This window comes from Desulfobacterales bacterium (assembly GCA_030066985.1).
GTDB lineage: Bacteria > Desulfobacterota > Desulfobacteria > Desulfobacterales > JAHEIW01 > JAHEIW01.
In genome coordinates, this window is record JASJAN010000071.1 from 1 (window position 1) to 24,128 (window position 24,128).

Sequence of the window (24,128 nt, forward strand, 5' to 3'; positions counted from 1 at the left end):
ACCCTATTTGGCCAGACGGGCAGAAGAAAATACAGCAATTGCAGGTCAAATGAGTAAAGAGCTAGAAATTATCATTAAAGAACGAAATCGGAGAAAAGCCGCAAAATAGATGATGGAAATCAACCTTTTGAAAGCCTGTAATTTAATAAAATGTCACAATTTGCTCCTACAAATCCGTAAATTCCAACCCCCTAAAAACCTTGCGATATTCGATATGTATCTGTAAAATCGGCAAAGTTCATGTATTCTCAATATATCCAAAGTTGAGAACCTACGCTAAGCTTTTATTTTTTTTTAGGTGAATCCCTTACTATGAGTGTCCGATACCATCATATTAGTATATTGATTGTTTTATTATTCATATTAGCTGGGGGATGCACGTCATCTACTAAACCTAACACACCGTATTCTGGATCATATCCAACAACGTTTAATAATTTAGCAAAACACAATCCATTATTGGCACAAGAATTTGGTAAAATTCCCGAAATTCAAGATGGCATTTCTGAAAAAGACGCACTCGCATTGGAACGAATTTGTGTGTTCTACGACCAAAATAGAAAGGATTTCGATTCAGCTTTTGAAAGCATATATGATGTGGGGCGTCCAAATGTACGAAAATTTTGCTCACCACTGCAAGCCCTCTATTGGCTGGCGTTAAATGACAAGTTAAAGCAAATTGATATTTCACATTATAGTCTTGGCGAATTGCTAAATGAGGCATGGTACAAATCAGGGTTTGAGTATGACGGTACTGATCGATGGACTAATTTTAGTGACGTCACGGAACGATTAAACAGCCCTGACTTGTTGGATTACTACATAAGTAGAAACTTTACCTATAAACGGATTAGGTTAAGATCGATAGAGGATTATAAGAACCCACATATTATTTTCAGCAAAAAGCAAGGAGAATGCTGGTTATATACAGCATTTAGTGTCTATTGTTTGAAAAAAGCTGGATATCAGGCACACGCGATCACCGTTTATCATGGTAACTCAACCAGCCCAAACCATGTTGCTTGTGCATATACAGATAAAAACGGGAAAGAATATATTATTGACAATAGTCTGCCAGCATATATCCATCGTACTGGAATATACAAGAAGATAGCATATTTGAATATTTATCCTTATTATGGAAAGGGATATTTGTCTGAATAGCTTATTATCGCCCCAAGAATGACGATTGGAGTGATATTTTAAAAATAGAATTGATATCACAAGTTCGCCACTTTGGTGATATTCTCAATCTGTAATCGGCTGATTTGAATTTTATATTGAGGTGATTTACATGTGGTGCTCCAAATTCAGGTCTATAGTCTTATTTTATACGCCTCTCTTTTTTACGCTTTGGTTGGCTCTACCTTATACACTCTATGGTCAATCGGCAGAGGGCCCAGTAAGAGTTGCAGTGCGCCTTTGCCCACCCTTCGTCATTAAAGATAGTAACGCTTATTCAGGGATAAGCATTTTCCTCTGGGATAAAATAGCCGAAGAATTGGGGCTCCAGTACAACATTGAGGAATTCGATCGTGAAGAGCTGATAGAATCAGTCGCCCAAGGCAAGGCGGATGTTGCTGTTTCGTGTCTCTCTATTACGCAGGACAGCGAACAAATTATTGATTTTTCCCATTCCTTTTTTAATACGCATCTTTCCATTGCTGTAAAGCAGCATGGTATTATGCAATCTATAAAGAATGTATTACTAAATAAGAAGCTGCTTATTGCCGTAGGAATTATTTTTGGTGTGGCCATTTTAATCGGTGGCACTCTTTTTATGTTGGAGCATCGCATCAATGAAAAGCTCTATTCAATGAAAAACCAAAGAGGCAAGATTTTAGAAGCATTCATTACTGGGCTGCTGTTCGTTACTTCAGGCCCCATCCGCTATTATGAATTCAGGACGCTAAGTGGGCGGACGATTGCAGCGCTGCTGGCGGTAGGTAGCACAGTGATGATTGCCAGCATTACCGCCCTGCTTGCCAGTGCCTTCACCCTCGACCAAATGCATTCAGAGATTAAAGGACCTCAGGACCTGGCTAAAATCAAAGTAGGTGCAGTGAGAGCTTCACCAGCTTTCGAGTATCTAATGGAACAAGGAATCAAGGTGCGCATTTTCATGGATGGGGAAGATTTGGTCGAGGCACTTGATTCAGGCCATGTAGATGCGGTAGTCGGCGAAGATGCTGTCTTGAAATACTATATCAGAGACGCCCAAGCGGAAGGAAAATATAAGTCGCTCTCAGTTCTACCTTTCGCATTCGCAGGCAAGAGCTACGGACTGGCTTTTCGCGACGGAAATTCACTCTTGGAAAAGATTAATCAAGTTTTGCTGTCTGTCAGCGAAAGTCCTGAGTGGAGTAAGGAGCTCGCCAAATATATAGGAAAATAAAAGTTAGATATATTGATTCTATGTCTTTAATGATAGCTGCGATTACTCCAACATATCCAAAGTTTTGAACCTCCGAAAAACTTGCGATATCCATTTTGTATCACAAATCTAAAAATCCCCTGGTTGAGTTTCTTTCCAAGAATGTATGTTGGAGGTCACAATCCATACTTTGGCTGGATTGTGGATTTCGGTTATGAATACCCAATCTCAATAAACGTTAATCGTATTTGATGGCGCGTACAAAGTTATCCAGAATAAAAATGGGGCCCGGGTTGGGGCCCCATTTTTTATTATAGACAGCAGCTTGTGGGTTTAAGCTGCATCCATATCGCGGCGATCGGCCATATCCATCAGGACGCGCTCGCGGGCCTTGTCGATGCCCAGCGCTTTGCGTTTCTTGTCGATATGGGCGATCATCATTTTGGCAATTTCAAACGGGTCGGTGGCAAAACCCCACTTGCCCATGCCCAGCTCTTCGAGCTCTTCAAACAGGTGCTTGTGGAATTTGGTACCTTCGACAATCGGGAAGGTTACCCCGAAGACCGTAAACACACCGGAGGCCACAAAGTACTGGCCGATGGTGATGGCCTTTTCACTCATGTACTCGGGTGCGCAACCGGCCACCGGCAGATCGGCGATGCTGTCGCCCAAACCACCGGTTTTGACCATTTCGGCACAGGCGATCAGAATGCGGCTGTTGTCCACACATGCGCCTAACCCCAGCACCGGCGGCATACCCACCGTTTCACAGACTTCCTTGAGGCCGGGACCGGCCAGATGGGCCGCTTCAGGCGTTGTCAGCCCGGCTTTGGCCAGCGCAATCTGCGAACATCCGGTTTGAACGACCAGCACGTCGTTTTTGATCAGCTCTTTGACCAGATTGACATGGACATAATCCTGCTTCATGCGGGGGTTGTTGCATCCCACCACGCCGGCAACTCCACGGATGCGGCCGTTGATGATGTTGTCATTCAGCGGCGTGTAGGAAGCGCGGAAGGTTCCGCCCAGCATGTAGTTGATGTACTCATGGGAAAAGCCATGCACACCGGTATTGACGATGTTGGGGATTTCCACTTCCACACCCCGGTTCTTAAAACGCCCGATGGCCTGGAGGACAATTTCATCGGTGCATTCTTTGGGTTTGTCTTCGTGAAATTCGATATGCTTGCCACCTTCAATCCGTGCGCGCGGATTGGTGGTGATCAACTGGGTCTTATAGCATTCCGCCACCTGGGCCAGTGCCTGTTTGATACACTGCACATCGACCACCATGGCATCCACCGCACCGGTTACCAGGACGGTCTCAGTGGACATGAAGTTGCCGGCATGCGGTGTGCCGTGGCGTGAAAACATTTCCAGACCCGAGCAGCACATCCCGACCAGGTTGAGGCCTTTGGCACCGGCGTCTTTGGCAGCCTGTATCAGGGTCGGTTCGGCCACCGATGCGACCATGGATTCAAACAGATTGGGCTCATGGCCGTGAACAATGATGTTGACCTGGTCTTCTTTCAGGACGCCCATGTTGGTCTCAATGGCAATCGGCGACGGCGTGCCGAATAAAATGTCTGCGATCTCGGTGGCCACCATGGAACCGCCCCAGCCGTCGGCCAAGGCCGTGCGGCTGCATTGCTTGGTGATGTTGGCGTAATGCTGATCGACGCCGATGGCAGATCGATGCATAAGCTCCATGATTTCACGCATGGCACCGCGGGGCACAATACCTTCCTTGCGCCAGGTTTCCAGGGTTTTTTCCGGAACCCGTTTGGCAAACGGAAGCTCGCCATCGACCTGGGTATAGGTCCGCTCCAGCTCCTTATACAGATCCATAGCGATATCTTTGACCTCGCGGTCTTCGGTTTCGATGCCCATTTCCTGAGCCACGTAATACAATTTCTGGACATTTTTGATCTCATAGTCCTTGATGTGGCCTTCCAGCACCTCGCGGAATAAATCCAGCATGGCCATACCGTGGTCGGTGTGGGCGGCACAACCGGCAGCAACGGCACGCGCAAAGTTTCGCGACATGATGGTATCGATGGTGGCACCGCACACGCCCACCTTTGCGTATGGATCTTTGGCATTCAGCCGGCAGGGGCCCATAAAGCAATGCTTGCAGCAGGCTGAATCTGCCCCGATGGGACAGGCTTTCATGTTTTGCGCCCGATCAAAGGCGAGCTCGACACCGTCATTGCGAGCCTTGGCGAGCATCTGAGCGGTAGCTTCACAGGTGGTGAGCTCTCTGGGCTCGAGCTGTTTCTTTTTAGGAATCACTTTTTTTTCGTCTGGCATATAAATCCTCCCTTCTGAAACGATGGATTAAAATTAAATTGGGTTGAGTTTCATCAAATGAAGATGTTGAAAGTTTATGTGGACACTGTATTAAGGTGTGATTAAATAGTAATGATTCTCAATAAGCTAAAACTTTGGTTTTGTCAAGGCCCTTAGAGAAGCAAAATTTAACCGATTTATCAACTGTTTATTGGCAAATTTTATGCCAATAGGATTTATGTAACAACAGCATTTTTAAACAATCTGTAGGGTGGCGCAAGGTGCTGGAATCGCATAATATTATTCTTTAGATGCTTTTTCTATGTATCTGGTCGACCGGATACCAGATTCCGTATAACTGCTAATTTTGTCTTATGATACAGGTATGTCTCAAATCTTGCCTGAGACGAAAGACGACATACGCTATTTTGAAATTTATAAATTCGCATCTCTTTTTAAACGATGATGCCGTTTTGGGCTAGCATAGCCGACCGTAAATCAACCGTTTGCACCGATAGGAGGTCCAACTCTATCAATTCAATTGATGGAACCGTTGGTGCTTTGTGTTCATCAACCGCCATAGTTAACGTTCAAGTGTCTCAAATCGTCTCAATTTTGGAAGCCCAGAAATGAGGATATATTTGAAAATATTTTAAGTGATTGTAATTATATCAGTTTTAAACTTATGGCAGTTTATGTGGTTTTGGTATGGAATTTGATTTAACGTTTGGCAGCAATTGAAGATGGGTTCTGGGATAAACCCACCATATCTCCCAATTATTGTAAACCATTAGGTATTTTTATTTTCTAATTGAAATAAATATAATTTTGTACTACTTTGCAAGACTCTTTGAATTTCGACGTGTGGCAGGTCGGAATTTTCAAGCGAATTGTTGATTGCGCCTAATTCTGAAAACCGATGATCATCATATCCAACATCACGAAAGGATGTTCTCATGTCGCAGCCGAAAGTTAAAATGTATTCCTTGAGCACCTGCAGCCACTGCAAAGCCACTAAAAAGTTTCTGGGCGAATGCACCATAAAATATGAATTTGTCGATGTGGATAAGCTTGAGGGTGATGAGCGCAAGGCCATTATCGAGGATGTTAAAAAATTTAATCCACGCTGCTCGTTTCCGACCATCATCATCGGCGAAACCGTTGTTGTGGGTTACAAAGAAAAAGAAATTAAGGAGGCTCTGGGAATGTGATGACACCACAGGAACTTTATGATCGAATGAAAAAAGTACAGGAAGCCAAAGGCTATTTTTTTAACAAGGACAAGGAGCGGACCTTTGAGTTGCTCGAAGCATTGATCGCCAACAAGGAAAATTACGGCTACATGGGATGTCCCTGCCGCTTGCTTTCGGGCGACAAGGAATTGGACCGCGATATTTTTTGCCCCTGTGTTTACAGCGTGCCGGATATCGAAGAGTTCGGCAGTTGTTACTGCAACCTTTACGTTTCCCAGGACTGGAACGACGGCAAAATAGCGCATGAATATGTACCCGAACGCCGCCCGCCGGAAAAAATGCCATACTGATGATGCATATTGGCTAAGCTTTCAGCCCCTGTCCGGTGAACCTCAACCGGTCAGGGGCTTTTTGTTGGCGGACAGGTCGCGTCGAACCAAACCAACGCCTTTCACTGAATCAGCCCCAATCCGCTCATTTTATTCTATTTCCCTCTTGACAATTTGGATTACAAAATCCATTTTAAAAGATAAACGAATGATTTTAGATCAATTCCTTTGTGGGGAAGAAAAAGAAGAGGTGATGTATGGAAGATGAATGCAAACCAATGTTAAATACGGGATTGCGAGGCGTCGTCATTGCCGATACGCGCATCAGCGACGTCCAGGGCGCTGCCGGAAAATTAATTTACCGTGGCTATCTGATTCAGGATCTGGCCAATAATGTCTCTTTTGAAGAAACGGCCTTTCTATTGCTTTTTGAAAAACTGCCCAATGCATCTGAATTAAAGGCGTTTAAGGAGCAGCTGGCAGCAGAAAGAGACATACCGCCGGAAGTAATTGATGCGCTAAAAACACGGCCGAAAAACGCGCTGGTGATGGATATTTTGCAGGCCGGTGTTTCCCTGTTGGCCCATCATGATCCGGATATCACCGATCAAACACAGGAAGCAGCTGTGCGGATGGCCATTCGGCTGATCGCCAAATTTCCGACCCTGCTGGCTGCCTGGGATCGAATTCGCAACGATAAGGAACCCATAAAACCGTCTCCCAAGCTGGGTCATGCCGCCAATTTTCTTTATATGCTCAAAGGCGAGGAGCCGGATGAAGAAGTGGGCCGTTTTATGGATGTCTGCCTGGTGCTGCACGCTGAGCACTCTTTTAACGCGTCTACCTTTGCGGCCCGCGAGGTTGCTTCCACCCGGGCGCACATGTATGCCTCGGTCGGCGCTGCGGTTGGGTCGTTATCCGGAGAGCTTCATGGGGGCGCCAATATGCGGGTTATGGAAATGTTAAAAAAAATCGGTTCTCCGGACAAGGTTGAAGCTTATGTGAATGCACAATTTGACGCCGGCAAAGTAATATTCGGACTGGGGCATGCCGTCTATGACACTGATGATCCCCGGGCCCATATCATATCTGCCATGTCCAAACGGATGGGGGAGCGCATCGGGGAGACCAAATGGATTGAGATGTCTCAAATGTTAGAAAATACAGGAAAAACCGAATTTCGCAAGCGCAAAAACAAAGATATTTACGTAAATGTTGATTTTTATAGCGCTTCGCTTTATTATGCCATGGGAATTCCAATTGACCTGTTCACACCGGTATTTGCGATATCAAGAGTATCCGGCTGGACGGCTCATGTCATCGAAGAATATTTTGCCGGTGCCGCACCCAAACCCATGTTGTACCGCCCGGAATCAGAATATATCGGCGATTATTGCGGACCGGATGTCTGTGAATTGGAACCTCTCGAAGATAGAGGGTAATTTACTGCAGGAGGCCAAAACAGTTTGCAAAAACATCCCAACCAGCGGATGACGCGTCAGCGCCAGGTCATATTAGAAGAGCTTCGCAAAGTCAATACCCATCCGAGTGCGGATGAGGTTTATGAAATGGTTCGGAAACGGTTGCCGCGCATTAGCCTGGGCACAGTTTATCGCAACCTGGAAGTCCTGTCTGAATCCGGTGAAATCAGAAAGCTTGAACCCGGACCATTAAAACGTTTTGACGGCAATCCTTCCGAGCATTTCCATATTCGCTGTATCCGCTGCGACCGTATTGCTGACGTGCCCATGCCGCAAGATTTTGATATTGATCTGGCAGACATGACACCCACCGAATATGAAATACTCGGGCATCGACTAGAATTTTTCGGTCTGTGTCCTTATTGTTCAAACAGTTCCAAAGCCTGATGCAAACCGTTCTTGAGCATCCTGGAAAATTCTATAGATATTCACTAGCGGGCCCAACAGCCCGCTTTTATTTTTGTTTTTGATTACAGGTAAATATTGACTCTCTCACAGGAGGTGACCCATGAAGATACTGATCACGGGTGGCCTGGGATTCGTAGGCGCCAACCTTTCTGATTATCTCCTTGATAAAGACCACTCCGTTGTGGCAATTGGACGCGCAGCAGATCAAAATCGGATAACCGCCGACAGGTATCACTATATTTCAGCAGACACCACCCAGCCGGGTGACTGGCAAAAAGCGGTAAGTGATGTCGATCTAGTGGTGAATCTGGCCGGAAAATCCATTTTTAAACGCTGGAGTGAAAGTTATAAAAAACAAATTTATGACAGCCGCATTCTGACCACCCGCAATGTGGTCGATGCCCTGCCGTCTGATAAAGAAGTGGTCCTTTGCAGTGCCTCCGGGGCGGGATATTACGGCAACCGTGGTGATGACACCTTAAAAGAAGACGAAACACCCGGGAATGATTTTTTAGCGTCGGTATCCATCGACTGGGAAGCCGAAGCTTTGCGGGCGACGGAAAAGGGCGTCAGGGTGGCGTTGATGCGATTTGGTGTGATTTTGGGAAAAGGCGGCGGCGCACTTTCTAAAATGATCCCGGCATTTAAATCTTTTGTGGGCGGACCCATCGGCAGTGGCGCACAATGGTTTCCCTGGATGCATTTAACGGATTTGATGGCAGCAATCGTGTTTATCGCCGAACAGCCCGGAGTCAACGGACCGCTTAACTTTTGTGCCCCCAATCCCATAACCAACCGCGAGCTGGCCAAAACGCTGGGTGAGGTTCTGGGCCGACCGGCCTTTATGCCGGCTCCGGCATTTATAATCCGCACCGTACTTGGCGAATTCGGCAATGTGCTGCTGGACAGCCAGCGCACGATTCCGGATAAACTCTTGAACCACGGGTTTAAGTTTGAATATCCGGACATCAAGTCGGCTATTCAAGCAGTTGTGGCTGGATAAGGATTTGATGATTTTACTTTTTCACCACAGAGACGCAGAGTTCGCAGAGGGTATTTTTCTTATTTCTTTTCGGTGAGAGGCCGAAAAGAAATAAACCCAAGCCCTCCGGGCGCGGTCATAATTTTTTATACCGTAAAAAACGTATCGTTATCAATATCACCTATGGATAATTTTAAGGTAAGAAATTTGCCGCGAAGCGGCTGAGTGGTTTTCTTTTGCCGTCCTCTCAACGGCAAAAGAAAAAAAATATCTCTGCGAACTCTGCGTCTCTGCGGTCAGCTTAAAATATCAATCCGGGCATCGCGGGTGGTGAACATTTAAATTCAATGAAAGGTTACCAATGGCGATGAGTGAACTGGATGAAAACGGTCAGCAATATTTGATTCAGCTGTTTGAGCAAACCAACGGCGATACAGCTGCGCAGGTATCCATGTATGATGTCGGCGATGGTTTGGGCATGGACCATGAAACCAGTGGCCGGGTGGCGGAAACCCTAATTGGACTGCAGTTGGCGGAAATACGGACCTTGTCCGGCGGCATTGGCATCAGTGCCGAAGGAGCTGCTGAAGTTAAAGGTTTGATGGGAGGTTCACTGCCAACAGGCGATACCTCCAGCAAGCTGAGCGATCAGCCGATTATGGATGCGCCCAGTTGCCAGGCGGTTGAACAGCTAACCGATACACTTAAAAGTCAAACCGGCAACCTGGGACTTGATTATGACGGATTGTCGGAAATGATGGCCGATTTAAAAACCATCGATGCCCAGCTAAGCTCATCGCGGCCCAAAACCGCCATCATCCGCGAATGCCTGCGGTCCATTAAGGAGGCTCTGGGCAGGATCGGAAATAGTGACATCCTGCAGAAAGTGAACGGATTGCTGGGTGAATGATAATCACCGGAAATGCCATTTTTCTCAAAGCGATATCAATTACCTTATACCAGATGCCCCTATATTTGGGCTTAAACCTTTATTGAGCAAGATTGATAACGGAGTACCATTAAGCCCAAGTATTGGGGCATTTCTGAACGTCTCGGTGTTTGATAAGGATATCGCTTTTCAAAAAAAAAGCATTTCCGGCCTACTCTGAATTTAAGATTCATGTGATGCTTTTCAATCGTGATGGCTAAAGGATTATAGAGATGGCGAAAAAGAAGAAGCGGATCAAGCTCATTTCCTGGAATGTCAACGGGCTGCGCGCCGTTATTAAAAAAGATTTTTTCGCATTGTTTCAGCAGATAGATGCGGATATATTCGCCATTCAGGAGACCAAAATCCAGGGAAACCAGCTGACCGATGAGATGATCAACATTGCTGGCTATGAATCCTGCTGGTCACATGCAACTGTAAAAAAAGGCTACAGCGGCGTCGGCACTTATTCGCGCATTCAGCCCAAACGTGTTAATACTGAGCTGGGGATTGCTGAATTTGATCAGGAAGGTCGCATTGTCGAATTGGATGTTGGCGATTTCATCTTTTTTAATGTGTACTTTCCCAACGGTCAGATGAGCGATGAAAGGCTGCAGTATAAGCTTGATTTTTACGAAAAGTTTTTTGAATATACCAATTCGTACAAAAAACAAGGCCGCAGCCTGATTATTACCGGTGACTACAATACGGCCCACAACGAAATCGATTTGAAAAATCCCAAGTCCAATGAAAAGACTTCCGGCTTTTTAAGAATAGAGCGGGATTGGCTGGACCGTATTGTCCAAAACGGCTATGTCGACACTTTCAGACATCTTTACCCGGACACCGTAAAATACTCGTGGTGGACGTATCGATTTAAAGCCAGAGATCGCAACATCGGCTGGCGCATTGATTATTTTTTTGTAACCGACGATATTATCAAAAAAGGCTGGATCAAAGAGGCTTTTATTGACAATGAAATTTTCGGTTCCGATCATTGTCCGATTGGGCTCATTTTAGAAATATAAAATTTGGTTGAGCCCGTTAAAATTGAATTCACCGATTTATAACCGGCTAACGGTAAACCGGCCAATCGGCTAACTCGCCAAGGTAAGAGATCCTTGTATGTGTTGAATCGATGCTGAATTTGAGGAGGCAATGGAAAAACCAAAAATAGTTGCGCTTTACGGCAGTCCGCGGCGCAAGGGAAATACCGCCGCATTGCTTAAAAAAGCGGTTGCCGGGGCGCGGGATGCCGGCGCAGATGTCGAAGAAATTGTGCTGCGTGATCTTAAACTGTCGCCTTGCGTCGAAATTTACGGATGCCTGCAAGCCGGAGAATGTGCCATCAAGGATGATTTTCAGACGGTGCGTGATAAAATCCTGGAATCCCAGGGGTTGATGCTGGCATCGCCGGTCTTTTTTTATACCGTCAGCTCTCACACCAAGATCCTGATGGACCGCTTTCAATCCCTGTGGGTTAAAAAATACTGGGTTGATAAAAAGCCCGCGGACCAACTGGTTAACACCCGCAAGGGGCTGTTTATCTCCGTTGGTGCCACCAAGGGCAAAAAGCTTTTTGATGGGATGCTGCTGACCATTAGATATTTTTTTGATGTCCTGGATATGGAACTTTGGAAATCGCTTTTATACCGCCAGCTTGATTTCCAGGATGATGTTTTGAAACATCCCGAATATCTTGAGGAGGCATATGAGGCCGGCAAACAGTTCACCTCAGCCATCGAAAATGAGTTCGATGGCTGAGGTGTCAGTGTTCAGGTGTCAGGTGTCAGGTGTCAGGATTATAAAGCTGATGAAAATCATCAGATTCTGCATTACTTATTTTTTTTGAAACCCGACACCTGAAACGTGAACCGCCTGCGGCGGAACTTTTAAACGCTGACACCCGAAACCTGACACCTGAAACCTTACAGGCACAAGAAGCCAAAAAATCAGAATAAACCTCAAGGAAAATTAGAACCCATTGATGAACTTAAATTTTGAATCTATCACTCTTGACCACCAGGAAGATTACCTGATCCTGTTGGCGCAATGTCCTCAGATTGCATCGGATTACAGCTTCTTGAATATCTGGGGCTGGGCGGAAGAATATGAGTTGCGCTGGGCTTGGGATGAGGAGCTGGTCTGGATCCGGCAAAGCCAACCTGAAGAATACCTGTGGGCGCCTGTCGGCTCCTGGGATGCGGTTGACTGGCAAAGTCGCCTGAACACCAATCCTCCCTTGAATTCTGCGCTTACGCGGGTACCGGAAATGCTGGTCAATCTATGGCGGGAACAACTATCGCAGGAAATCCAAGTTGCTGAAGAAAGGGGCAACTGGGATTATGTGTATCGGGTGGCGGACTTAATCGAGCTCAAAGGCAAGCGCTATCATAAAAAAAAGAACCTGGTCAATCAATTCAATCGCAAGTACGATTTTACCTACCTTCCGTTCGGCGCCGAGATGGTAGAGCAGGCCATGGCCATGCAAACCGATTGGTGCACCTGGCGCGATTGCGAGTCATCCGATATCCTTTCTTCTGAAAATCGCGCTATTTTCAAAATTCTAAAAGAATGGAAACAACTGGCCGGTTTGTTCGGCGGTGCCCTGATGGTGGAAGATTCCATGGTCGCCTATACGGTCGCCGAGCCGTTAACCCAAGATATGCTGCTAATTCATTTTGAAAAAGGCGATACCCAGTACAAAGGGATCTACCAGGCCATCAATCAATTGTTTCTGGCCAATTCGGCTGCTCAATATACGTTAGTCAATCGGGAACAGGATTTAAATGACGAAGGGCTGCGCAAAGCCAAACTATCTTACCATCCAGAAGATTACATACGCAAATATCGCGTCACGATGAACGGTACATTTGCTTAAAAATAGTTTTAAAACATCAAAGACTCTGATAACGTGACACCTTCAGATCAGCAAAGCACCTACGGTATTCCGTCCCAAAAAACACATTTAGGAGAGTGATAGGATTCCAGCAATCAGATGCCACAAGCACTATGATAAATCCCTTGTTTGTCAGCTATAGACAGATGGTGGATGGCTGGGCCGGACATCTTATTTCAGATGATATAACGATTACGATTTAGACAGCGGGGAAAGATCTTGATGAAAATGCTGAGAGATAAGACGGCTGTTTTGCGACTCCTGTTTTTATTTTCAATTGTTTTTTTCTTTACCATTGGCGCAGCCAGCGCCTCGCAACCCAAACATTCAGAACCCGCAAGCGCCGGATCTTCTGAACACGCGAACAGCTCTTCAGCCCCGCAGGGCTCACACAGTACATCCGCATCTCATGAACAGGCTGACGCTCATCATGGGCATGAAAATATCGGTAAATATTTGCCCCTGTGGAGCTGTATTCCCTTTGCCTGTATTTTACTGTCCATTGCACTGTTCCCATTGATTTTACCGGATTTCTGGCATCATCATTTTGGTAAAATTTCCGGATTCTGGGCCGCCACTCTGGCCGTCCCGTTTCTGATCATTTTTAAAGGCGCGGCGCTGTATGAGATCCTGCATATTATTCTGGCTGATTATGTGCCCTTTATCATTTTGCTGTGGTCGTTGTACACGGTTTCCGGCGGCATTTTACTGCGCGGGACCCTACGCGGGACACCGCTGGTCAATGTGACCATACTGATCATCGGCACCCTGCTGGCCTCCTGGATGGGAACTACCGGGGCTGCCATGCTGCTGATCCGACCCTTTCTGCGGGCCAACAATTATCGCAAAAACCGCACCTTTATGGTGGTATTTTTCATCTTCCTGGTGGCCAATGTTGGCGGCTCTTTAACTCCACTGGGCGATCCGCCGCTGTTTTTGGGTTTCTTGCACGGCGTATCCTTTTTCTGGACCTTCAAGATCCTGCCCCACATGGTGCTGGTTGTCATCATCCTGCTGGTGATCTATTTTATTTTAGATACATATTATTATCGCAAGGAGGCGGTTTGCCCGCCCGAAGGCGAAGATGTTGACGAACCGCTCAAACTTGAAGGCATACGTAATTTTATATTTTTAGCCGGTATTGTCGGAGCGGTTTTAATGAGCGGCATCGTGGATTGGGGTGAAGTCAACACGCTGGGCATTCATCGGGCAGTGCAGGACTGGGTCAGAGATGGCCTATTGATACTTATGGGTGTTCTATCACTGGTGACCACACCCATGCAGATTCGAGATGATAATGATTTTACCTGGTTTCCGATTATTGAAGTGGCCTATTTGTTTATCGGCATCTTTATCACCATGATTCCCTGCCTGCTGATCTTAAAATCCGGCTCTGAAGGCGCGCTGGCATTTTTGGTTAACGGTGTCACCGAGCCGGTGCATTATTTCTGGGTGACCGGTGGCCTGTCGGCCTTTCTTGACAATGCCCCGACCTACCTGACCTTTTTCAACAGCGCCCTGGGTGCATTTTATCCCGGGGCTACAGAGGCCCAGGCGGTGCCGCTGTTGATGACCGAAAATGCGATTTATCTGGCGGCCATTTCGGCCGGGGCGGTCTTTTTTGGTGCCTGCAGCTATATCGGCAATGCACCCAACTTTATGGTGCGCTCGATTTCCGAAGAGGCCGGAACGCCCATGCCGAGCTTTTTTGGCTATATTATTAAATATTCGCTGGTATTTTTGGTTCCAACTTTTGTGATCGTAACGCTGGTGTTCTTTTAACTGGACGAAATAAATTCTTTACCACGAAGCACACGAAGGACACGAAGTAAACAATAAAAGCCAAGATTTATCCTTTGTGATCTTCGTGCTCTTTGTGGTGTGAAAGTGAGCATCATAAACCTAAAGAGATGAATTTTTCTACCACGAAGTACGCGAAGGACACGAAGAAAATATAAATTTTAAAAAGCCTTCGTGTATCTTCGTGCTCTTCGTGGTGGTAGTAAGAGCTTGAAAATGTAGAGAGGTTACGTGATAGACAAACTGCTCAAATCCAATATCGCCATTGTGGGTGGCGGCAATTTTTGTAAAAAGCTGCTTCAACTGCTGTCCAGCGAGCCATTTGATAATAGCCGCCCGACCATTCTGGGCGTTGCTGACATCAATCAGCAGGCCAAAGGGTGGCGTTATGCCAAAGAAAAGGGGATTTATTCGACAACTGATTACCGTGAGCTTTATGCGCTAAAGGATTTGCAGCTCCTGTTAGAGCTGACCGCAGATACGGAGCTGCCAGGCATTATCAAAAAGGAAAAACCCGCCGGTGTTGAGCTCATTGATCACGTTACGGCGCGCAACGTCTGGAGCGCGCTGCAGGTGGAAGCCGAAAAGCGAACCGCGCTAAAAGAGCTGCGTCATAACAACTTTGATGCTGCGGATATCGACCGGTTGTTCGAACAATTTGCCGACCGCCTGGCAAGCGTAATCCGAGAGCGCGGCGAGCGCTACGTTGAGATTGAAAAAGGATTTATCAAAAGTGAAAGAGCCCTGTCTCAAATCATCGAAGGCAGTACCATCCCCACCTTTGTGCTCAATAAGGATCATGTCGTTACCCACTGGAACAAAGCCTTAGAAAATCTGACGGGTGTGCAAGCGGCCACAATGGTAGGGACCACCCGGCCGTCAACCCCTTTCTGGGGCGAAGAACGGCCGACCATGGCCGATGTTATTTTAGACCAAATCGGCGAAGATGAAATCAAAAAACTCTACGGCGAACAATGGCGCAAATCCGCATTGATTGAAGAGGCCTATGAAGCTGAAGTATTTTTTCCCCGCCTGGGGGAAAGCGGCAAGTGGTGCTGGTTTACGGCAGCCCCTATTAAAGGGCCGGATGGAACCATCGTCGGCGCCATTGAAACCCTCTGGGACAAGACCGAAGATAAGAAGGCCGAAGAAGAGCGTGAACAGCACACCCGGGAGTTGACGACGCTGTGCTCGATTTATACGGTGTTAAATGCCCCCGCGGATCTGGATCAAAGAATCAACCAGTCCGTTCAGGAAGTCATGGATTTTTTGGCCGCTGACGGCCTTTGCATTTATTTAATGGAAGATGACGGTAAATTTCATCTGCGATACTGCGAGGGGTTGTCCGAACAGGTATACCAGAAAATACAGGCAGCCGATGAGAACAGCGTCATTCAACGGGTAGCCGATACCAATGAATTTATGATTTACGAGGATCTGCCCGATGACTGCCCGGATGAGATCTGTCTTTTAGAAGAAGAAAAGCTGGTGTCGCTGGCTTATATTCCCGTCAGCAGCAAGGAGCGGGGCGCTTTTGGCGTTATTCGTATCGGCAGCAAAGAGCCCGGTCACTTTACCCGTGACCTTAAAAATGTGTTGGAGTTGATCGGTAATCGCATTGGGGCTGCTATTGAAAACGCGACCTTGCAGGATCAATACATCAAATCCGAGGAAAAGTATCGCACGCTGTTCAACAGCGATCCGCATCCGATTTTTATTCTCAGCCGCAACACTTTTAAAATCCTGGATATGAATCAACGCGCCCAGGACAGTTACGGTTATTCGCCGGACGAATTATTGAGAACTCCCTTTCTGCAGCTGGGGGACGAAAACGATGAAGAGCTGGCTGAGGGCCTGAATAAGCTTACGGAAAACGAATCCTTGTTGTTCACCAAAAAGCGGCATTATCGCAAAGACGGCAAACCGTTTTTCGTCAATATCAATATCAGCTATGCCAAATACGGCAGGGCGGATGTGATTTTGGCCGCCACAACCGATATCACCGAAGTGGTCGAGAAAGAAACCCAGTTGATTCAGGCCGGTAAAATGACCACCCTGGGTGTGATGGCCGCCGGTATGGCCCATGAAATCAACCAGCCCCTGAATGTGATCCAGGTGTGTGCCGATTTTTTTCTTAAGATGCTCAATCGCGGTCAAAAAATTGAAGATGACGATATGCGCTCAATGGCCAATGATATTGTGGCCAATGTTGAGCGCGCCAGCGGAGTGATCAAACACGTGCGGGATTTTGCGCGCCAATCCGAGCCTGTTCGCACCCGGGTGAACATCAACGATCCGATTAACGATGTATTTAAAGTCCTGGGGCATCAATTGAAAGTTCACGATGTTGACGTCACGCTGGATCTGGATGTCGATATTCCGAATATTCTGGCCGAGCACAACCGCCTGGAGCAGGTGTTTATCAACCTGGTATCAAACGCCATTGATGCCATGGACGAAAAAGACGATCGGCCGGATATCAGCGATAAAGCAAAACATCTGACCATTAAATCCTTTGCTGAAAACGGCCGGGTGTGCGTTAAGGTAACCGATACCGGCATCGGGATGAGTGAAGAGGTAAAAAATAAAATTTTTGAACCTTTTTATACCACCAAAAAAGTCGGCAAAGGCACTGGCTTGGGCGTCAGCATCAGTTACGGGATCATCCAGGATTACAAAGGGTCCATTGATATCGAAAGTGAGGTTGGTAAGGGCACGACGTTTACCCTAAAATTTCCACAAGCATCTGAACGATAAATGTGCAATGGATAAATTATTGCTCATCGACGATGAACCCGACATTCTGCGGGTTCTGTCCATGTCCCTGAAAGCCGATGGCTATGCTGTGGTCACCGCTGCCAATGGCACCGAAGGTGTCGCCGCCTTTGAAGAAGAAAAACCGGATATTGTCATCACCGATATTAAAATGCCCGGTATGGACGGTATTGAAGTTTTAAAAAAAGTAAAAGAACGTAATCCCGATGCCGAGGTGATTATCATTACCGGCCACGGCGACATCGAAAATGCCATCGAGGCCCTCAAGCATGGTGCATCTGACTTTATCAACAAACCGGTCAGAGACGAGGCCCTGGCGATTGCGCTGATACGCGCGCGCGAAAAATTTGACCTCAAACAGCAGCTCAAAGAATACACCACCGATCTTGAAAGAAAGGTGGATGAGGCCACCCGGGAGGTGCGTCGGCGCTCCAATTTCCAGATTAATCTGATTCGCAGCTCAAACGATGGTATTGTCGCCACCGACAGGGATTTGAATATCGTGATTTACAATCCCACTGCCAGGGAGATCTTCGGTTATAGCCCTTCTGAAACCATCAATAAAATGAAGGCCGGTGATTTGTTTCCGGGGGAGTTGGTTGAGGATTTGGAGGCTGCCTTAAAAGGTAAAAATAATATCAAAAACCTGGCCTGGAAAGAAACGACGATTATCTGCAAAGATGGCCAACAGATTCCAGTGCGGTCCTCAAGCACTATTTTGCTCGAAGGCGACAAACCGGTGGGCACTGTGGCTTTTTTCCAGGATTTGAGAGAAATCAAGCGGCTTGAAAAAGAATTGCTCAATTCCGAGCGCCTGGCGGCTGTCGGCCAAACGGTTGCAGGGCTGGCGCACGGGATTAAAAACATTCTACACGGGCTCAAAGGCGGCAGCTACTTGGTGGATATCGGCATCAAAAAAGATGAATCCGAAAAGCTTAAAAAAGGCTGGGATATGATCAAGCGCAACATCGGGCGCACATCGAATCTGGTGATGGATCTGCTTTCATATTCCAAGGCGCGCGAGCCGGAGTTCGAAACCTGTTTGCCTAACCAGATTGCCGATGATGTGTGCGCACTGGTTGAGGATAAGGCCAGCGAAAACAACGTCAAATTGGTCAGGAATTTTGACGACTCAATAGGTGAGGTTTTAATGGACCCCAACAGCGTTCATGAAATCTTACTGAATTTGATGACCAATGCGGTGGACGCCTGCCTGTTTGATGAAGACACCAGTAAAAATTTCCAGGTTACCTTGAAAACAATCCATGAAAAAGATAACGTTATCCAATTCGAGATCAGCGACAACGGCCTCGGCATGGATGAAGCGGTCGTTAAAAAACTGTTTACGTCTTTTTTCAGCACCAAGGGCCACCGCGGAACCGGATTGGGACTGATGGTCACCCGTAAGTTGATCGAAGAGCATAACGGCAGCATTAATGTAAAATCCAAGCCCGGCAAAGGCACGACCTTTACTGTGCGGATACCCTATCAGCAGTCTTCAACAGACTAATGACCAATTTTCTGCTTATTGGTTAGTAACAATAACTTAAGGGGGTCAGTTAACAGGTTCAAAGGTTCAATGTTCAAGAGTTTAGAGGTTAGAACAACCGATAACAAAATAAGCCGAGAAATTTATTAGGACACATTATGCCTTAACCATGAACCACCGAACCCTGAACCTTGGAACCTGAAACCGGGTTTCAACCCGGTGATGAAGGAGGAACAATACTATGAGTCAAAAAGTTCTGGTCGTAGACGATGATCCGGATGTGCGGCTGTTTAGTGTAACCGTTCTTGAGGAAAACGGCTATACGCCGATCGAGGCTGAAGACGGCGAAAGCGGTCTTAAAAAGATCAAAGCCGAAAAACCGGATCTGGTCATCCTCGATGTATTAATGCCGCGCCAGAGCGGGGTACGATTGTATCGGGAATTGAAAACATCAAAAGCCTTAAAGGACGTGAAAGTCATCATCCTTTCCGGGATTGCCAAAAAGACGTTTATGCGATCGCAAAAGGCTTTGACCGAATTTGGCGGTGCGGAAATTCCGGAGCCGGAGATCTATCTGGAAAAACCGGTTGAGCCCGATGAACTGGCGGATGTGATCAAGAAAGTGCTGGGCTAAATCCGGTTTTACTCTGAAAAACCAAGCAAGAGGTATGGACGGCATGGAAATTAAGAAACTGCTTTTTGTGACCAAATTTGAAGAGTTGGGATTTGATGCCTTACGGTCGCTGCTCAGTTTAAGAAAAAGTGCACTTGAGCATGTGGTGTTTGTGAATGTCATCGAACGGGACCGGGTAGCCATGCGTCGGGGCAAGGGCTACCAGAAAGAAGAAGAGATCCGTTTGCGGGAAGCGGCCAATATCCGGTTTATCGACTGGGCGGAAAATCTTTTTGAGCAGGGGATGGAAGTTGGTGTCTACATTGTGGTCGGAAGCCTGGTGCCCGAGGTGATCAAAGCCACCCGCAAGGAGGATGCGGATCTGATCGTTATCGGGCGTTCTCACAAGGGGGTTCTTGAACACCTGTATTCGGGTTCGGATGTGACCGAGTTGTTGCGCCGGGCCTATACGCCGGTGCTGGTTTACAAGCAGCTTTCGGAGACCACCATATCTGTTGAAGAGCCTTTTGAAAGGCCACTGCTGGCCATCGACTGGTCGCCTGGCAGTCTGCGCGCGGTTGAGTATATAAAAGCATTAAACGAAACCGTACAGGAAGTTCACCTTGTGCACGTGGCGGATGAAAAAGCCCTGAAAGGCCCCTCCGCCATGGCCATCCAAAAAACACGTAAAGAAGCGCGCGATAAGCTGGATGACATCTGTGAAAGCCTTGAAGCGGCCGGGATCAAAGCCCGCGAGCATGTTTATATCGGCGATCCGGATGAAGAAATCGAAAAGGCGGCCAAGGACTGTCAGGCCACCATGATTGTTTTAGGCTCCTCGGCAAAAGCCGCCTGGGTCGAAAAGTTTCTCGGCAGCACACCCCGCAAGATTGCCGAAGAATCCATTTATCCGACCCTGCTGGTTCCACCTGAAAAAGCGCAGGAATAACGCTAAGCATCAGCTTAGACGGTTTAGTATTGTTGCAAGAATAGGATCTAAATTAATTTTTTTTCAATCGGTAGATCGCGTTATTCGGTTATCCGGTTTGCCAGTTGAGCCCGTTGGGCCCGTAAAAAAAAGAGGTCTATTTTATTTCGGGCTAACCGGCTAACTGGCTAACGGGCTCAACCGGCTCAACCGATTTTATAGGAGGATCGATGGCTGTAATCACCATCTCCCGACAATTTGGCTCCGGCGGTAAAACGTTGGGCAAAATGGTCGCCAACGAGCTGGGATATGAATTTGCCGATAGTGAAATCGTTGCCAAGGTAGCGGAAATGGCCAATGTGTCCACCCACTGGGTGGAAACGGTGGAAAATGAAGCCGGCGGCAAGCTTTCGCGGTTTGTTTCCCGGATGGTGTCGCGACCGCTGGTGGACAAAATCTTAAAAGGTGAGCGCGGCTATATTGATGAGACCATATACCTTGACTACTTGGTGCTCATCATTGCCCAGATTGCCGATGAAGGCGATGTGGTCATTTTAGGGCGCGGTAGCCAATATATCCTGGATGACCATCCGGAAGCCTTCCATATTCTGATGATCGATGAATTTGAAAACCGGGTGCGCTTTATGCAAAAAAATTATGAATTGTCAGAAAGTCGCGCCACGCGGTTGATCAGAGGTGAAGACAAACGCCGCAAGACGCTTTATCAAAAGCTCGGCAAAACCGATTATGATGATCCTTTTCTGTATCATCTGGTGCTGAATATGAGCAAGGTCAGCCTGGAAGAAGCTAAGCAAATTGTGTGCAACCGCGTTAATGAATAGAACAAGGAAATAATATGGGTCGGAAACTGAATTTTATAAAAGGTTTCTGGACGTGGGCGACCATTGTTTTGATTCCCGCGGCATTGTTGGCTCACGAATGGAATGCCCCTGAGGAAGCGGCTCAACGCCCTAATCCAGTGCCAGAGGATGCTGCTGCTATCGAACGGGGCCAAAAGTTATTTGAACAATCCTGTGCTCATTGTCACGGAACAAACGGTCAAGGTGACGGTCCCTTAGCCGCGGCCTTAAATCCCAAGCCTGCCGATCTGGCAGCACGTGCCGGCCACCATACCGACGGTGATTTTGCCTGGAAGATCGCCAACGGTCGCGGTGCGATGCCGGCTTTTAAAGACCAATTGACGGAGACTCAAATCTGGGAATTAACGCATTTTATTCAGAACTTAAAAAAATAATACCTGATTTTTCGTGCAAAATTCAGGTAATAGCTCTGAGCGTCGCCTTTCCATAATATACTTAGCTTATCAGATAATTGCGCATCATCCCCATATCCCCGTGCTCCAGAATGTGGCAATGGTATAAAAATAATCCCTTATAATCGGTAAAATTCGTCACAATGCGGGCGCGTTCACCCGGCATCAGCAAAACCGTATCTTTCCAGCCATCATCCACGTAACCGCTGTGATGCGTCCCTCTGCGCTCGATGACTTGAAACTGCTTGCCGTGCAGGTGCACCGGATGGGGCATGGGCATCATCATTCCCATGCGCTGGTCATCGTTGGCCAATTCCCACAGCTCGGTAGAATTGAGCCGGATCCTTTCATCATCGGCGACCTCCTGCATGTTAAAGGTGCGTCCGTTGATAAGTCCATGCATATGGCGCATGAAAAAAGAAAATTGCCTCGGGCTATTGGCGTTATCGGCATCTTGCAGCTGATAGCGTTCGATGGTAGACAGTTTTTGCGGTAGCGAGCGGGATTCTCTTTCCTTTTTGGTCACATTGATTTTGAAGACACTGAAGGGTGCGCCATTGGGCAAACTCTCACCGGCCATCATGCCCCTGCGCGGTCCCATGGCACTTCCCTGCATAGCGGCTTCAAAATATTTGCTGACCAGTTCAAGTGATGTGCCGACCGGATAGTTGCTGAAATCAGCCCACAGCTCGATGCGCTCAGCCGGACCTATGATGACATATTTTTTCTCGATAGGCTTTTCCAGCAGGCCACCATCGGTTGCAATAACAGTCAAAGGCGTGCCGTTACTCCAGGCCAGTTTGTAGATCCGGGAATTGGAGCCGTTTAAAATGCGCAATCGATAGGCTCTGGTTTTGACCGCCAGCTCAAAGTCAGGCTTACCGTTGACACAGATGCGATCGCCCAGCATGCCCGTCATGCTGTCGTGCATTCCCCGCGGCAAATATACCAGTTGGTTGTCGCGATTAAATGCGCGATCCTGGATAACCAGGGAAATGTCCAATTCATTCGCGGGTAAATTTAACTTTTCTTCCTCATCGTCGGAAACAAAAAATAGCCCTGCCAGGCCGCCGTAAACCTGGTGACCGGTACGGCCGTGCGGATGGGGGTGGTACCAGTAGGTGCCGGCGCGATTTAAAACCTCAAATTCATACGTGAAGGTTTGCCCTGCGGCAATGACATCCTTGGGATGGCCATCCATCCGGGCCGGGACATGCAGGCCATGCCAGTGGATGATACTGGTGGCTGGAAGGCTGTTTTGAAATTGAATGCGAACTTTCTGGTGCTGGCGAACGCGAATGATGGGTCCTAAATAAGATTGTTTCAGATGGGTGAGGCAGTTGGGATCGCCTTTGATCACTTCCCCGCTATATTGCCATACGGTTGTGGGCTGACCCGGAAAAATTTGAACCTCAGATGGCGACGCTGTCAAGGACAGCTCTACATCAGGCGAAAAAGCGGCTCTATCCGATGCGGCACCTGCGGCTTTTGTAAATGGCAGTGCATGGACGTTTAGTAAATTTGCGGCACCTGCGCCGGCCAGATATAAAAATTGGCGTCGATTGATCATATGTTAAATCCTTTTGATGGGCGTTGGCCGTGCCCTGAAGACCACCCGCCTGACCGAGGGGATCAGGTCCTGCTGGGCATCCATGCGGCTGGCCAGGTAGCGCAATAGAAAAATTGACGAAATCAGTCCGGCCAATGTAAACAAGGCCATTCCCACAGATGGATTCAAGCCAATGGCTGCTGAAAGCGGATCGGCTGAAAAGGCGCCGACAAAAATTCCCAAAACGGGAATGAGATAAACGATTGCGGTGCCTTTAAGCTTTGTCTTTGAGCTCAGATACAACTCAACCTCATCGCCTTTTTTGGCCCGGGCGGTATTTTGAGCTTTAACCACCATTTGGTCACTGCCCTGAGTCAGGCAATGATGGCGGCTGCCGCAACTGGAACAGGCGCTGGAGCGTTTGGTTTTGACCCAGGCCCAGCCCGGTTCCACACGTTCAACGATGCCGCGCTCGGCAGACATAATATACCTCACTAACGCAATACAGTTTAAGGGGAGGCGATGCGCTTATTTAACACAGCCAACCGAACCTTACTGTAAGGTATGAACGATCAGACTGTTTTCAATATGATTTTTTAATTTGTCTACCGTTGAATGAATGCTCAATCAGCTTTTCTGGAGCTCAGACCACACCAAAAAATTACCTGTATTTTTTATTATATAATAATCCACAAGTAATTAATTATACAATATATAATTGGAAGGATGCCGAGTTGACAGATACCACATTGTGGCATATCTTAGATTTTAAATGATGACCAGATTATGAACCAAATTTACAGGTGGTTTTTGCAAGG

Annotated in this window: 21 protein-coding genes; 18 read left to right on the forward strand and 3 right to left on the reverse strand. The window is 47.2% G+C overall.

The annotated features are described in order from the left end of the window. The first annotated feature begins 312 nt into the window (after positions 1–312). Positions 313–1,164, forward strand: coding sequence for a hypothetical protein (locus QNJ26_21950; protein ID MDJ0988217.1), 852 nt, complete (start codon positions 313–315; stop codon positions 1,162–1,164). 130 nt (positions 1,165–1,294) lie between these two features. Next, the gene (locus QNJ26_21955) at positions 1,295–2,395 is read left to right on the forward strand and encodes a transporter substrate-binding domain-containing protein (protein MDJ0988218.1); all 1,101 of its coding nucleotides are present in this window, start codon (positions 1,295–1,297) and stop codon (positions 2,393–2,395) included. Positions 2,396–2,707: 312 nt separating this feature from the next. On the opposite strand, the gene cooS is transcribed toward QNJ26_21955, so the two are convergent. Next, complete coding sequence (cooS, locus tag QNJ26_21960) at positions 2,708–4,684, reverse strand: anaerobic carbon-monoxide dehydrogenase catalytic subunit (protein MDJ0988219.1); 1,977 nt, start codon at positions 4,682–4,684, stop codon at positions 2,708–2,710. A 935-nt stretch (positions 4,685–5,619) separates the two neighbouring features. On the opposite strand from cooS, the gene QNJ26_21965 reads away from it, so the two are divergent. The 16 genes from QNJ26_21965 to QNJ26_22040 all read left to right on the forward strand — a co-directional run bounded on the left by QNJ26_21965 (position 5,620) and on the right by QNJ26_22040 (position 21,743). Then, entirely contained in the window at positions 5,620–5,874 is a 255-nt protein-coding gene (locus tag QNJ26_21965; protein MDJ0988220.1) for a glutaredoxin family protein, read from the forward strand. Then, positions 5,874–6,206 carry a ferredoxin-thioredoxin reductase catalytic domain-containing protein gene (locus QNJ26_21970; protein ID MDJ0988221.1) on the forward strand — a complete coding sequence of 111 codons (333 nt, stop codon included), beginning with the start codon at positions 5,874–5,876 and terminating at the stop codon, positions 6,204–6,206. Before QNJ26_21965 ends, QNJ26_21970 begins: the two co-directional genes overlap by 1 nt. Positions 6,207–6,442: 236 nt before the next feature. Then, the gene (locus QNJ26_21975) at positions 6,443–7,627 is read left to right on the forward strand and encodes a citrate/2-methylcitrate synthase (GenBank protein MDJ0988222.1); all 1,185 of its coding nucleotides are present in this window, start codon (positions 6,443–6,445) and stop codon (positions 7,625–7,627) included. Positions 7,628–7,651: 24 nt separating this feature from the next. After that, positions 7,652–8,053, forward strand: a complete 402-nt coding sequence (locus QNJ26_21980; protein ID MDJ0988223.1) for a transcriptional repressor — start codon at positions 7,652–7,654, stop codon at positions 8,051–8,053. A 121-nt stretch (positions 8,054–8,174) separates the two neighbouring features. Next, positions 8,175–9,077 carry a TIGR01777 family oxidoreductase gene (locus QNJ26_21985; protein ID MDJ0988224.1) on the forward strand — a complete coding sequence of 301 codons (903 nt, stop codon included), beginning with the start codon at positions 8,175–8,177 and terminating at the stop codon, positions 9,075–9,077. Positions 9,078–9,423: 346 nt separating this feature from the next. Continuing rightward, the gene (locus QNJ26_21990; GenBank protein MDJ0988225.1) at positions 9,424–9,966 is read left to right on the forward strand and encodes a hypothetical protein; all 543 of its coding nucleotides are present in this window, start codon (positions 9,424–9,426) and stop codon (positions 9,964–9,966) included. A 251-nt stretch (positions 9,967–10,217) separates the two neighbouring features. Further along, positions 10,218–11,012: an exodeoxyribonuclease III gene (locus tag QNJ26_21995; protein MDJ0988226.1), complete on the forward strand. Its 795-nt coding sequence runs from the start codon at positions 10,218–10,220 to the stop codon at positions 11,010–11,012. Between the two features lie 130 nt (positions 11,013–11,142). Further along, entirely contained in the window at positions 11,143–11,748 is a 606-nt protein-coding gene (locus tag QNJ26_22000; GenBank protein MDJ0988227.1) for a flavodoxin family protein, read from the forward strand. Between the two features lie 223 nt (positions 11,749–11,971). Beyond that, complete coding sequence (locus QNJ26_22005) at positions 11,972–12,865, forward strand: phosphatidylglycerol lysyltransferase domain-containing protein (GenBank protein MDJ0988228.1); 894 nt, start codon at positions 11,972–11,974, stop codon at positions 12,863–12,865. Between the two features lie 240 nt (positions 12,866–13,105). Beyond that, a complete protein-coding gene (locus tag QNJ26_22010) occupies positions 13,106–14,665 on the forward strand; it encodes a sodium:proton antiporter (protein ID MDJ0988229.1) in 1,560 nt (519 codons plus the stop codon). 249 nt (positions 14,666–14,914) lie between these two features. Further along, positions 14,915–17,440, forward strand: coding sequence for a PAS domain S-box protein (locus QNJ26_22015; protein ID MDJ0988230.1), 2,526 nt, complete (start codon positions 14,915–14,917; stop codon positions 17,438–17,440). A gap of 7 nt (positions 17,441–17,447) precedes the next feature. Further along, a complete protein-coding gene (locus tag QNJ26_22020) occupies positions 17,448–18,968 on the forward strand; it encodes a response regulator (protein MDJ0988231.1) in 1,521 nt (506 codons plus the stop codon). 220 nt (positions 18,969–19,188) lie between these two features. Then, positions 19,189–19,581, forward strand: coding sequence for a response regulator (locus QNJ26_22025; protein MDJ0988232.1), 393 nt, complete (start codon positions 19,189–19,191; stop codon positions 19,579–19,581). A gap of 43 nt (positions 19,582–19,624) precedes the next feature. Beyond that, positions 19,625–20,509 carry a universal stress protein gene (locus QNJ26_22030; GenBank protein ID MDJ0988233.1) on the forward strand — a complete coding sequence of 295 codons (885 nt, stop codon included), beginning with the start codon at positions 19,625–19,627 and terminating at the stop codon, positions 20,507–20,509. Between the two features lie 209 nt (positions 20,510–20,718). Beyond that, complete coding sequence (locus QNJ26_22035; protein MDJ0988234.1) at positions 20,719–21,330, forward strand: cytidylate kinase-like family protein; 612 nt, start codon at positions 20,719–20,721, stop codon at positions 21,328–21,330. A gap of 14 nt (positions 21,331–21,344) precedes the next feature. Then, on the forward strand, positions 21,345–21,743 hold the full coding sequence (locus QNJ26_22040) for a cytochrome c (GenBank protein ID MDJ0988235.1): 399 nt from the start codon (positions 21,345–21,347) through the stop codon (positions 21,741–21,743). A gap of 61 nt (positions 21,744–21,804) precedes the next feature. Here the strand turns inward: QNJ26_22040 and QNJ26_22045 are convergent, their stop codons facing one another. Both QNJ26_22045 and QNJ26_22050 read right to left on the reverse strand, forming a co-directional pair. Beyond that, the gene (locus QNJ26_22045) at positions 21,805–23,331 is read right to left on the reverse strand and encodes a multicopper oxidase domain-containing protein (GenBank protein MDJ0988236.1); all 1,527 of its coding nucleotides are present in this window, start codon (positions 23,329–23,331) and stop codon (positions 21,805–21,807) included. 3 nt (positions 23,332–23,334) lie between these two features. Further along, entirely contained in the window at positions 23,335–23,793 is a 459-nt protein-coding gene (locus tag QNJ26_22050; protein ID MDJ0988237.1) for a SoxR reducing system RseC family protein, read from the reverse strand. Positions 23,794–24,128 lie beyond the last annotated feature (335 nt).